The sequence below is a fragment of the Paenibacillus lactis genome (assembly GCF_017873605.1).
Classification (GTDB): Bacteria; Bacillota; Bacilli; order Paenibacillales; family Paenibacillaceae; genus Paenibacillus_AQ; species Paenibacillus_AQ lactis.
Genome location: NZ_JAGGKI010000002.1, coordinates 108,919 through 121,261, shown reverse-complemented (window position 1 = coordinate 121,261; position 12,343 = coordinate 108,919). Strand labels below are relative to the sequence as shown.

Genomic DNA, 12,343 nt, shown 5'->3' with positions numbered 1-12,343 from the left:
AATCGACTTTCAATCAGCAATTATTAGAGCGAAACGGTTTGGTCGCCTATGACATTGTACTTGGGAGCGGCTGGAATTGAATTGTTGCAAAATGCTGAACATACGTGTTCTCGTATATGTGCAGGGATTGGCCTGCATGTTTCTACCCGATCACCGGAAATGATTGGACTACGGGATACAGCGGCAGCGACGGACAAGCTATGAGGGCCACGGCCCATCTTGCAGCTTTCGGCGTATTATTGCTGCTTATGCCCATTTGTTTCTTTTCCCGGCGATAACGGCGAAAGAAGGAGATGGGCTTTTCGTGCTTGGAATGTGTACAAAATTGAAGGGGGAGCATCATGCAATTACTGCAGAACAAAGTGAAAGAGGAAGGCATCGTACTTAGCGGACAGGTGCTGAAAGTGGATTCGTTCCTGAACCACCAGATGGATCCGGTACTCATGAAAGAGGTAGGCAAGGAATTTACGCGGCGGTTCAAGGATGAGAACGTCACCCGTGTATTGACCATTGAATCCTCGGGCATCGCGCCGGGCATCATGACCGCCCTCGAGATGGACGTGCCGATGATCTTTGCACGGAAGCAGAAGTCGCTGACGCTCCGTGAGGATATCTTCGTGGAGAAAGTCTATTCCTTCACCAAGCAAGAGACGAATGAAATTACCGTTTCAAAGAAATTCATCAAGCCGGGCGACCGCGTCCTGATCGTCGATGACTTTCTGGCCAACGGCGAGGCTGCATTCGGCCTGGCCCGAATCGTTGAGCAGGCCGGCGCCGAGGTTGTCGGCATCGGAATCGTGATCGAAAAAGCGTTCCAGCCGGGCGGACGGCTGCTCGCGGAAGCAGGCTACCGGGTGGAATCGCTCGTACGCATTGCATCGCTTGAAGACGGAACAGTAACTTTTGCATAGGTAACAAGCCATACAACAATCAATTAGGAGGAATTCAAGAGCCATGGAAGAACAGAAACAAGCGGTGCTGGAGCCGATCTTTGATAAACGCCGGAATCCGGGCAAGACCTTTTCACTTGGTTTGCAGCATGTGCTTGCCATGTACGCGGGAGCCATTATTGTACCTCTGATCGTGGGGAACGCGCTTGGGTTGACGACGGAGCAGCTGACCTACCTCATTGCGATCGATTTGCTTGCATGCGGTGTGGCGACATTGCTTCAGGTATTTGGCAATAAGTATTTCGGCATCGGGCTTCCGGTTATGCTCGGATGCGCGTTTCAAGCCGTTGGTCCCATGATCATCATCGGCCAGCAGCATGGCTTGTCCGCTATATATGGAGCGATCATCGCCTCCGGCTTGTTCGTCATTCTCTTCTCGGGCCTGTTCGGCAAGCTGATCAAGGTGTTCCCGCCGGTCGTAACGGGCTCTGTCGTTACGATTATCGGCCTGACGCTGATTCCGGTAGCTCTTAATGATCTGGGCGGCGGTCAAGGCAGCGAGGATTTCGGCAGTGCCTTGAATATCTCGCTCGGCTTTGGCGTCCTTGCTTTCATTATTCTTATGAATCGCTTTGCCAAAGGCTTCTTGCGTTCGATTTCCGTTCTGCTCGGCCTGATCCTCGGAACGATCGCCGCAGCGCTGTTCGGAGGGCTTGATCTGACCCCGCTGCGTGAAGCGGGCTGGTTCCGTGCACCGCAGCCGTTCTATTTCGGTACTCCGGAATTTAAGCTGATGCCGGTTCTGACGATGATTCTGGTTGCGATTGTCAGCGTGGCGGAATCCACGGGCGTATTTATGGCTCTCGGTAAAATTGTGGACCGCGATATCAAATCCAAGGACCTGGCCCGGGGCTATCGCGCGGAAGGTCTTGCGATTGTGGTCGGCGGTATTTTTAACTCGTTCCCGTACACGACGTATTCCCAGAACGTCGGCCTGATTCAAATGAGCCGCGTGAAGACGCGCGACGTCATTGTCGTTGCGGGCGGCCTGCTCGTGCTGATCGGTTTCGTGCCGAAGATTGCGGCATTGACCCAGCTTGTACCGACATCCGTTCTCGGCGGAGCTATGGTTGCCTTGTTCGGGATGGTCGTCTCCTCTGGCATTCGCATGCTGGGCGACCAGGTGGATTTGAACCGTCATGAGAATCTGTTCATTATCGCCTGCTCTGTCGGCATGGGGCTTGGGGTAACAACGGTGCCGGGGCTGTTCGAGAGCCTGCCGGAAAACTTCCGCATTCTTGCCGATAATGGCATCGTCGTCGGCAGCGTGACGGCGATCGTGCTCAATCTGATCTTTAACGGGTTGAAATATACGAAGCCTGCTATGAAGCAGGGCGATGCAGCCGAAGGGCACGCCGCATAAAGGATGCAGCTCCTAAGCTAAGGCTGGCTGCGCCGGTTTAGTAGATATCCATGGAATTCTTCCTTATATAAATGATGACGCAAAACGGCCGCAAGCCCTGTTCACAGGGCTTGCGGCCGTTTTCATAGAGCGGGGATTGCTCAAATCCGCTGCATCTGCTTTTCGGCGATGGCTCCAATCCAGGGAAGCTTGTACCATTTTCCCTGAATGGCGTTGGCCATCAGCACGAGCCACAGCACCACGCCGACCAGCGCCAGCAGAGCCGAAGCGAGCAGCCCGATAATCGGAACTGCGCCTGACAGCAGATGTGCAATCGCCAGAACCGCAAAGGTCATTAAGGACTGCAGCGCATGGAAGATTACGTAGCGGCTTCTTTTCTCTAACGCCAGAAACAGAATTCCTCCGACCATGGGGAACAGGTAGCAGAGCGTTGCAGCCAGATTCTCGGGAAGTCCTGTGGACGATTTGAAAGGGGACAATGTCATCAACTCCTTGTCTTGAGCACCGTTCATTTCGGCAGGTCAAGCTGTATACCTTACCTTATGAACGGTTTGGACAAAGTATGATGCTTATTGTCCCCGATCCTATTTCATTTTCAGGCTGAGCAAATAGTGCACCAGCGCATCCTGCTGCTCCTTCGTAAAGCCTGTGCCGTCATCCACCCAAAATTCATGGCCTTGCCCCGTGACATGGGTGTCCCTGAGCCGGGAATCCTTCCGGTTGGCATCGATGACCTGCTGTCTAAGCCGCCGGTCGATCATCGCCTTCAAGCTGTTGTAAGGGTCCGGCTCGATTCCCTTCATAAGGGTTTCGGAAAGCCCTGCCTGCGACAGCTCGGGGCCGACGGCCACACCGCCGTCATGGAGATACGGTGCTGACCACCGCAGACCCATCAGTCCTTTCACCTTATAGCCGCCTCTTCCGTTATGCCCAAATCCAAGCGCAATCTGCTTCGGATCGATGTGCTCCATCGGCACTTTGACCACCTTGGCGTCAGGGGGGATGGGTACAGGCGTGTCCGGCGCGTAGAACAGCGCTTCTCCGAAGTCCTTTTTCGTCCGTTGAAAGGCCTTCGCTCTGGACGGCTCGGTACCGACCTCATTAACCGGCAGGATGCGATTGTTCGTAAAATAATCGCCTGCATGGCACGTAATGCACTGTGCTTTTTTGAATACTTCAGCCCCGAGGCTTATCGTCTTGGCGTCTGCACCTTTCTTAGTTGTCTCCGGAGGCCGGATCGTATTCTGGTAAGCGGACATGGCAGTGACCTGTTCACCTGCCCTGTAGCCGGGCGAGCTGATATATAGACCATTCGGAGCAATCGGCGATACCTTCGGGAAGTTCGGCATTTTAATGACCTCATTAACGCCGGGCGTTCCGGGATTCGGGTCCTGCTTGTTGAAAAATTCGGTCGGTGTAAGCCCGCTGTTGGGGTCATAGCGGAACTTCCGGCTTGGGGCATTTTGCAAGATGGTACCGACGTAAAGTTCCTTATCGATACCGAGTAGAACCTCGCTCACCTCGGTCTGGCTGAGCGTATCCGTATTCTGGGCGTGGACGTTGTTGCCGAAGGTGCTTAACCCGCTGAACCCGCCGGCCATGGCAAAGCCGCTCCAGCTGAACGGGTGGCCGCCTTTAGTGAACATGTCGGGAATCTGGGTAACGTTGCTGATCATATCCACCGTTGTATCGAAGCTTCCCGGCACCCATTTGACCAGATTATCGTCAACGGCCTTCTCGAGCATATCCGGGTCGGGCAAAGGTTCTGCCTTTCCTTTGGAGTTGATTACCGTCCGGTTCTGGTCTTTCACATAATCCACAAGCTTGGCTACATCGGTATGCGTGAAATAGGCTGAGCTGTTAGGAGCCAGCGCGAGCAGCAGTCCCAGGTTCAGATCGGAATTCGGAGCACCCTCCACAATTTTACCGGTATCCCGGTTGACCGTAGCATGGCATGCCATGCAGCTGACGCCGAGCTTGGTCCTGCCCTCGACGTACCGGAAGGTGACTCCGATCGGGGCATGGGCTCCTTTGGGTACATCGAAGCCGGTGGCAATTTTATCTCCTTTGCGGAACGTTTTTCCCCCGACCGTAATGTCTTCATCCAGTTCAACCTGAAGATTGTCCGTTCCCTTTCCTTTCAAGTCGGCGACGGCCTTGAGAATGCCTTTCAGCTTCATCGGGCCGTCAATGATGCCCACGATATCCGTTAAGAACACTTCATTGCCGAACGACTCCTTGTAAAGCGTGCGCCTGCCGAGCGCAAGTAAATCCTCTGTGATCTCGACGGCTCCGTTACCAGGCTTGAGACGGGGATCGGGATCCTGCAGAGCGGTTCCCGGAACGGTCAGCGTCTTGCCCCAGATATCATACTGGCGTATTGCGTTACGCTGAAGAAGAACTTGAAGAGCTTGAGTATTTTCGAGCTTGCTTTTGGGCGGAATATAGGCATATTCAAGCCCTCTGATATCGACGGCGAGCCATATTCCGCAGATGACAGCCAGTGGGATGAGAAGCCTAAGCCATCTGGATGTTGTCATATTCTTATTCACCCTTTGCATGAGAGCAGTACGAATGTGCTTCTGCTCACGGAAGAACAGTTACCGCGGATCCGGATGTCTGTTCATTGAAGTATATCGCATCGCAGTTTCGTTTGTTCGCCGCTGAATCGGCCGCATCGTTTTGTTTCATTTAAAATAAACCGTGTCAGTCGATTTCTACGTGGCGGAACGGGGAATCGATATTGACCTGCTTGTCCGGCCCTTTCTCTTTCGGAACGAGACGTTCATCGGTTCGTCCCTGGTGATGGTTCTCGAAATCGTATTCGGACAGCTTCCATTCCGTAGAGCCTTTTTGCGGATCGAAAGGAAAGGTCTCTCCGCGCTTTAAATATTCCTCCCGGCCCCATTCGTTGGTATAGGTGCCGTCTACTTCAACTTCATCCCTTGAAATCGGTGGCAGATCTTTGTCCTTGCCGGCCATGTTGCATGCTCCTCTCAGCTTGAAATTTAGTAATGATTCATATCGCATAAAGTAACCAGAACCGGGGAGGACTATCCGTATCATTCGAGATTTCAGGATAACGAGTTGAATTTGGACTGCAAGAGCCCGATAAGGTGCCGTTCCAGAAGAATTCTTGGATTTCGCCAACGGCTTACCTTGCTGTCAGCCGTAAAAACGACCACAGCGTCGAGCTTGGGGAGCAAATAGATCTGCTGACCGCCATGGCCGTGGGCCAGCGCGAAGGGAGTTCCGCTTAGGGTGCCCGTCCACCACTGATATCCATAATCGCCGAAGGCGGGGTATCCCTCAGCCTGAGAAGTCAGAGCCTCGCTCAGCCAGCCTTCCGGGATCAGCTCATGACCTTCCCATCGTCCGCCGTTCAGGCAGCATAGCCCGAATTTGGCCATGTCCCTAGAAGTCAGGTACAAGCCGATGTGCCCCATGCTGTGGCTTTCCGGGCTCGGGGTCCAGGCTGCGTGATCGATGCCAAGCGGCTCGAACAGATTCGCTCTGCCATAGGCATACGCATCTTTGCCGCAGGCCTCGGTCAGGGCAACGGAGAGCAGATGCGAGTCCGTGCTGCGGTATTGAAACACGCCCATGTGCTCCTCCATGATCGGGAGCGAAAGCGCGAAGGAGGTCCAGCTGCGGCTGCGATGAAAGCGGTGAATGAGCGGCTCCCCGAGCTTTTTGCCCGTCTGCCAGGCGAAGCCGGAGGTCATCGTCAGCAGATGACGAAGCGTCACTTTACCGAGGAGGGGATGCGCCCGACTTGGGATATACCTGCTGAGCACATCCGTTACCGGTGTATCCAGATCCGGGAGCTCGGATCGGGAAACGGCAATGCCAATCAGGATTGATGTGAAGCTCTTGGTTGCGGACCTGAGATCGTTCAATGACTGGGCCGTATGCCCGCCGTAGTATCGCTCATACAACAGTTTGCCGGCATGAACGAACAGGAAGCTCCGCATTTTCGGATACTGATTCCGGATTAGGCTGTCCACCTTGTCCAGCGGATCGCGGGCAAGCCCGAGCTCCTCCGGTTCGGCAGCTGGAAACGGCGAGCTGGCAATGACGGGAGCGCGCATGATCGGCTTAGGCTTCATCATGTCCTTCCAGACCTCCTTCATGTACAAGAAATAGGGATGGTTGTATGTATCTTAACCAAATTTACGCATGAGGGAGCTGTACATAAAATATGGGCAAAAAAACATTTTTTTGGGAAAGATGAAACAAACAGAAGAATATGATACAATATATTAATGATTCAGATGCATGCTGCTAGGGTATGTATAGTGTCAGGTGTACTTGGTTAGTTGCTGAATATCAACCTATGGTCACCGTAAGAACTGCAATATGGCTTCATCTTTAATTAATGGGGTAGATCTTTTCGGCATTCTCTTTAAACGGAGTTTTTTAATTCCACACGTTTTAGGAGGGATCCATCATGGCAACGAAAGGTCACAATGAGGTTAAGGAAAGTCTGCGGGAAATGACACGAATTTTCCGGCCTAAAGATCCGAAAAAATTTGTAAAGGAGTATGTCCGGAAATACCATATTATGGGAGGTTATGAAGAAGAGCTCACCCTCGTCGTCGAGCATGAGCTTGGGAAGATGAATTCCTCCGTATCCTGACCGTTAGCGCACCTGAACGATAGAAATATCGCTATTAGCATGTTTCACCTTGTTACTACGTATATGGTTAAACCGTTTTCGGGTATTACCCGAAGGCGGTTTTTTTGCTTATTGGGGCTTAAGTCGTCCTCCGTAAAGGCTGTGCACAGCTGGCTCTTTTATAAGACGGGAACGGGCCTTCAGAGAATATCCATCCAAGATAGGCATTCGAGGCTTTTCATCCCTGCGGTTAATTATCGCTTTGTCCCGGACATATATTGATAGCAGTTGGCGAAGCCATATAAGGGAGTGGGCGGATGTGAGAATACAGCTGAAGAGCGCCGAAGAGATCGGATATATGCGGGAAGCCGGCCGCATACTTGCGGCATGCCACCGGGAGATTGCAAAGCACATCAAGCCGGGCGTGAGCACGTTGGAGATTGATGGGCGTGTAGAGGACTTTCTAAAGAAAAAGGGGGCGACTCCCGAACAGAAGGGGTATAAAGGATTTCCTTATGCCACATGTGCTTCGGTTAACGAGGTGGTGTGTCATGGGTTTCCGGATGACCGGCCGCTGCGGGAGGGAGACGTCGTGACGATCGATATGGTCGTGAACAAGAATGGCTGGCTGGCGGACTCGGGCTGGACTTATGCGGTTGGCCAAGTCAATCCTGCTGTCATGAAGCTGATGAAGCGAACGCATGAAGCCCTATTCAAGGGAATTGAGCAGGCAAGACCCGGGGCCGCCATGGGGAATATCGGGCATGCGATCCAAGAGGTTGCGCAGAGGGAAGGCTACGGGATCGTGATGTCTTTGGTCGGGCACGGGATCGGACGGCAGCTTCATGAACCGCCGGATGTCCCCAGCTATGGCACATTAGGCAGAGGATTAAAGCTGAAGGCGGGGATGGTCATTACAATCGAGCCGGTGTTTACGTTAGGGTCCTCCGGTGCGGTATTCTGGGGGGACGACGGCTGGACGATATCGAGCGCGGACGGGTCGATCGGCGTTCAGTATGAGCATACGATCGCCATCACGAAGGAAGGTCCGTTCGTTCTGACGGATTAAGATTCGGAAAAATATCGCATAATGATAGGAGGAACCTTGCTGGCCGGAGATGGCTTGCTTAAGGGACCTCCTTTTCGATGGTCGATTCAAAACGGAGAAATGACTGTATATAATGCATAGAACGTTGTCGTACAAGCTCCGGTGAAGATTGTCGAACCATAGGGCACGGGATGGGAGATAAGCCGTGAAAGCGATTGCAAATTCAGTAACGGCGGGACTTTGACGACTTTTCGAACAATTTGTGAACTCCCTGTGAATGATTGACAAAAGCAACCCGTGAACTTATATTTAATAAGTGATTGCTTTAATTGACAGGATTACTTCATCCGTGATTGTGCAGGTAGATTACCGCTGTTTGCGCCGGATGGTAGTCTACGAAAATCGGAAAAGTGGGGTAGATCAATGATGAAACGGTGGCAGGCTGTAAAGCGTCTTCTTCCCTTGTTGGCCATGTTTGCTTTGGTGTTATCCGGATGCGGCCGGGAGGATTTGTCGGTCCTTAGACCTCAAGGTCCGGTGGCGCAGGGTCAATTGGATTTAATTAAGCTGGCCATTTCGATTATGATCGTCGTAATGGTCGTTGTATTTGGCATCGCCGCGTACGTGCTTGTTAAATTCCGCAAGAAAAAGGGACAGGATAAGATTCCGGAGCAAGTCGAAGGGAACCACAAGCTTGAGATTATTTGGACGGCTATTCCGCTGCTCCTGGTGCTCGTGCTTGCAATTCCTACTATTCAAAAGGTGTTCGCTTACGGCGAAAACGACTGGAACAATCCGGATGCAGTGAAGGTAGAGGTTACTTCTCACCAATTCTGGTGGGAGTTTAATTATCCCGACTACGGTGTTAAGACGGCTCAAGAGCTTGTCATTCCTGTAGGTAAGAAAATTGCTTTCCAATTGAAAACGAACGATGTGCTTCACTCCTTCTGGGTGCCGTCGCTCGGCGGCAAGATGGATACGAACACAGAAGGCAGCGTCAACTACATGACCCTGATTGCCGACAAGGCGGATACATACATTGGTAAATGCGCAGAGTTGTGCGGGCCTTCCCATGGATTCATGGAATTCCGGGTGAAAGCGGTTGATGATGCGACATTTGACAATTGGGTAGCAGCATTTAAAGCACCTGCTGTGCTTCCAGAAGATCCGGCACTTGCCGAGAAGTTCAAGACCAACTGCCTTTCTTGCCATGCTGTGGGCGACCAAGGCGGATCGATGGGTCCTAACTTGACCGGTATGGGATCACGTGAGACCGTAGCGAGTATCTTGCTGAACGATATAAGCGGCGAACCAGGCTCGAAGCCGACGAAGGACAACCTGGTGGAATGGCTGTCGGAGCCACAGGCTGTAAAACCTGGAAACACGATGCCTAATCCGAAGGATCTCGGCTTTACCGATCAAGAGATCGAGCAAATCGCCGATTACCTGGCCAATTATAAGTTGGATTATTAATACAGCAAGAACTTTAAAAGGGGGTACAAACCTTGGCTCATGCTCATGCTCATAGCCATAGCGTCAAGCGCTACTCGGGGTTAATGGATTGGCTTACAACCGTTGACCACAAGAAAATCGGAATATTATACCTGATAGCGGGCGGCTTGTTCTTTGGTATCGGCGGTATTGAAGCAATTCTGATCCGCCTGCAGCTGATCAAACCGATGAACGATTTGGTATCGGCTCAGGTATTTAACGAATTGATTACGATGCACGGAACGACGATGATCTTCCTCGGCGTCATGCCGGTCATCTTCGCTTTGATGAACGCGGTGGTTCCGCTTCAGATCGGCGCGCGGGACGTCGCGTTTCCGTTTTTGAACTCGCTTGGCTTTTGGACGTTTTTGTTCGGTGGACTATTGCTTAACCTTAGCTGGATTATGGGCGGCGCTCCGGATGCGGGCTGGACTTCCTATACGCCATTATCCACAACTGAGTATTCCTCTACGCACGGCGTAGACTTCTATACCATCGGCTTGCAGATAGCAGGTCTTGGTACATTGATCGGCGGTATCAACTTCCTGGCTACCATCATCACGATGCGTGCTCCGGGAATGTCCTTCATGAGAATGCCTATGTTTACTTGGACTTCTTTCATTACATCGGCAATGATCCTGTTTGCATTCCCTGCGATTACCGTAGGTCTCGTATTGCTCAGCTTCGACCGGTTGCTGGGCGCGAACTTCTTTGACGTTGCGGCAGGCGGAAGCCCCGTATTGTGGCAGCATATTTTCTGGATTTTCGGTCACCCTGAAGTATATATTCTGATTTTGCCGGCTTTCGGTATCATTTCCGAAGTCATTCCGACCTTCTCGCGTAAACGGTTGTTCGGATACAGCTCCATGGTGTTTGCGACCATCCTGATCGCCTTCCTGGGCTTCATGGTTTGGGCTCACCATATGTTTACGACAGGTCTTGGACCGGTAGCGAACGCATTGTTCGCCATTGCAACGATGCTGATTGCAGTACCTACGGGTATTAAGATCTTTAACTGGCTCTTCACCATGTGGGGCGGACAAATCCGCTTCACGAGCGCGAACTTGTTCGCGATCGGTTTCGTGCCGACGTTCGTTATGGGCGGCGTGACCGGGGTTATGCTGGCATCGGCTCCGGCCGACTTCCAGTTCCACGACACGTATTTCGTAGTCGCGCACTTCCACTATGTTATTGTAGGCGGCTTGGTATTCGGTCTGTTCTCCGGACTTCATTACTGGTGGCCTAAGATGTTCGGCCGGATGCTGAACGAACCGCTTGGCAAATGGACGTTCTGGACGTTCGCCATCGGTTTCCATCTGACGTTCTTTGTACAGCACTTCCTGGGCTTGCTCGGTATGCAACGCCGGATCGTGTCGTACCTGCCGAACCAAAACTTTGACACATTGAACTTTATTAGTACAATCGGCGCGATCTTGATGGGCGTCGGCGTATTGCTCTTCCTGGCTAACGTTGTCGTGACGGCGAGAAAACCTTCCGGTGTTGCGAACGATCCATGGGAAGACGGTCGTACCCTCGAGTGGAGTATTCCTTCTCCGCCGCCTGAGTACAACTTTAAGCAAATCCCGCTTGTTCGCGGTCTTGACGCTTTCTGGAAAGAGAAAATGGCAGGCAACAAGGAGATGACTCCGTCGGAGCCGCTCGGCCCGATCCACATGCCGTCGCCAAGCATTCTTCCGTTCGTCATGTCGCTTGGTTTGTTCATCGCGGGTCTTGGCTTCATGTTCAGCACAGAGGAATTCTCGAATTCGTTCATGAGCCTAATCTTTAACAAATACATCGTTATGATCGTCGGTCTTGTCATTACGTTCGCTGCAATGATTGCACGTTCCGTATTCGATGACCATGGTTATCACATCGAGACTGAAGAACTCGAAGGGGAGGGGAAAGCATGAGCGCACACGCTGAACATGTAAATGGAGAGCTTCCTCACGAGCCGGAGAAGGCAACGCTCGAGGGCCGCAATAAGGTCTTGGGCTTCTGGCTCTTCCTTGGCGGTGAAGCCGTGCTCTTCGGTACGCTGTTTGCAACATTTCTGGCCCTGCGCCATCAGAACAACGAGGGCCCGACAGCAGCCGAACTGTTCTCGCTGCCGATTACGGCAGCAGCGACTCTGATCTTGCTTGTCAGCTCCCTGACCAGTGTGTTTGCCATCCAGGCTATGCACCGGCATAATCTCGAGAAGCTGAAGCTTTGGCTGATCGTTACCGTTGTTCTTGGTCTCGGCTTCCTTGGACTTGAGATTTATGAATTCTATGAGTATGTCGCCCATGAATCGTTCGACATGAAGACGAGTGCATTCTCGTCCTCGTTCTACACATTAGTCGGATTCCACGGTGCCCACGTTGCATTCGGGGTTGTGTGGATCAGCCTGCTGATCGCTCAGCTGTTCAAAAAAGGCTTAACCTTCGTGACAGCACCTAAGGTTTACGTGTCTGCGATGTACTGGCACTTTATCGACGTTGTATGGGTGTTCATCTTCTCGGTCGTATACCTTCTTGGAAAGGTGGGCTAAGATATGACAGCGAATCAACAATCCAATGAGGGTCATACGGTGAAGCACCGCCATCGTACCGAAGGCCCTGAGAAACATATTATTGTCTTTATCTTCTCCATCATCCTGACTGCCATCGCGTTTGCCGCGGTTGCGGCCGGGGGCGTGAATCCTGCATTTACCATCATTCTTTTGCTGGTGATGGCGATCCTGCAAGTATTCGTGCAGATGGGGTACTGGATGCACCTTAAGGATAAAGGTCATCTGATGCCGATCGTGTTCATGATCGGGGGCTTCTTCGTAGCAAGCACCTGTATCATCATGGCATTGTTCTGGGTTTGGTGGTAAAATGAAAAAGAGG

At 52.1% G+C, this 12,343-nt stretch carries 12 protein-coding genes and 1 riboswitch; of the genes, 8 read left to right on the top strand and 4 right to left on the bottom strand.

Annotated elements, in window-relative coordinates; translation table 11 throughout:
* Positions 1 to 90 precede the first annotated feature (90 nt).
* A riboswitch (purine riboswitch) is annotated at positions 91 to 191 on the top strand.
* Positions 192 to 341: 150 nt separating this feature from the next.
* Together J2Z18_RS03540 and J2Z18_RS03535 are read left to right on the top strand one after the other, a co-directional pair.
* Positions 342 to 911, top strand: coding sequence for a xanthine phosphoribosyltransferase (locus tag J2Z18_RS03540; RefSeq protein ID WP_007130421.1), 570 nt, complete (start codon positions 342 to 344; stop codon positions 909 to 911).
* A 43-nt stretch (positions 912 to 954) separates the two neighbouring features.
* Entirely contained in the window at positions 955 to 2,313 is a 1,359-nt protein-coding gene (locus J2Z18_RS03535; RefSeq protein WP_007130420.1) for a nucleobase:cation symporter-2 family protein, read from the top strand.
* A 140-nt stretch (positions 2,314 to 2,453) separates the two neighbouring features.
* Here the strand turns inward: J2Z18_RS03535 and J2Z18_RS03530 are convergent, their stop codons facing one another.
* The 4 genes from J2Z18_RS03530 to J2Z18_RS03515 form a co-directional block, all read right to left on the bottom strand.
* Positions 2,454 to 2,792: a DUF4870 domain-containing protein gene (locus J2Z18_RS03530; protein ID WP_007130419.1), complete on the bottom strand. Its 339-nt coding sequence runs from the start codon at positions 2,790 to 2,792 to the stop codon at positions 2,454 to 2,456.
* A 105-nt stretch (positions 2,793 to 2,897) separates the two neighbouring features.
* A complete protein-coding gene (locus tag J2Z18_RS03525) occupies positions 2,898 to 4,853 on the bottom strand; it encodes a hypothetical protein (protein ID WP_007130418.1) in 1,956 nt (651 codons plus the stop codon).
* A 166-nt stretch (positions 4,854 to 5,019) separates the two neighbouring features.
* Positions 5,020 to 5,295 carry a hypothetical protein gene (locus J2Z18_RS03520; protein WP_007130417.1) on the bottom strand — a complete coding sequence of 92 codons (276 nt, stop codon included), beginning with the start codon at positions 5,293 to 5,295 and terminating at the stop codon, positions 5,020 to 5,022.
* Between the two features lie 92 nt (positions 5,296 to 5,387).
* Entirely contained in the window at positions 5,388 to 6,425 is a 1,038-nt protein-coding gene (locus J2Z18_RS03515) for a serine hydrolase domain-containing protein (RefSeq protein WP_007130416.1), read from the bottom strand.
* 338 nt (positions 6,426 to 6,763) lie between these two features.
* Between J2Z18_RS03515 and J2Z18_RS03510 the strand changes: the two genes are divergently transcribed.
* From J2Z18_RS03510 to J2Z18_RS03485, 6 genes are all read left to right on the top strand, one after another.
* Positions 6,764 to 6,952 (top strand): hypothetical protein, encoded by a 189-nt coding sequence (locus J2Z18_RS03510; RefSeq protein WP_007130415.1) that lies wholly within the window; start codon positions 6,764 to 6,766, stop codon positions 6,950 to 6,952.
* A 298-nt stretch (positions 6,953 to 7,250) separates the two neighbouring features.
* Entirely contained in the window at positions 7,251 to 8,000 is a 750-nt protein-coding gene (gene map / locus J2Z18_RS03505) for a type I methionyl aminopeptidase (protein WP_007130414.1), read from the top strand.
* A 402-nt stretch (positions 8,001 to 8,402) separates the two neighbouring features.
* Positions 8,403 to 9,452, top strand: a complete 1,050-nt coding sequence (gene coxB, locus J2Z18_RS03500; protein ID WP_007130413.1) for a cytochrome c oxidase subunit II — start codon at positions 8,403 to 8,405, stop codon at positions 9,450 to 9,452.
* An 83-nt stretch (positions 9,453 to 9,535) separates the two neighbouring features.
* Positions 9,536 to 11,383 (top strand): cytochrome c oxidase subunit I, encoded by a 1,848-nt coding sequence (ctaD, locus tag J2Z18_RS03495; RefSeq protein WP_050954040.1) that lies wholly within the window; start codon positions 9,536 to 9,538, stop codon positions 11,381 to 11,383.
* Entirely contained in the window at positions 11,380 to 12,003 is a 624-nt protein-coding gene (locus J2Z18_RS03490) for a cytochrome (ubi)quinol oxidase subunit III (RefSeq protein ID WP_007130411.1), read from the top strand. The genes ctaD and J2Z18_RS03490 overlap by 4 nt, the downstream gene beginning before the upstream one ends.
* 3 nt (positions 12,004 to 12,006) lie before the next feature.
* Positions 12,007 to 12,330, top strand: coding sequence for a cytochrome C oxidase subunit IV family protein (locus tag J2Z18_RS03485; protein ID WP_007130410.1), 324 nt, complete (start codon positions 12,007 to 12,009; stop codon positions 12,328 to 12,330).
* Positions 12,331 to 12,343 lie beyond the last annotated feature (13 nt).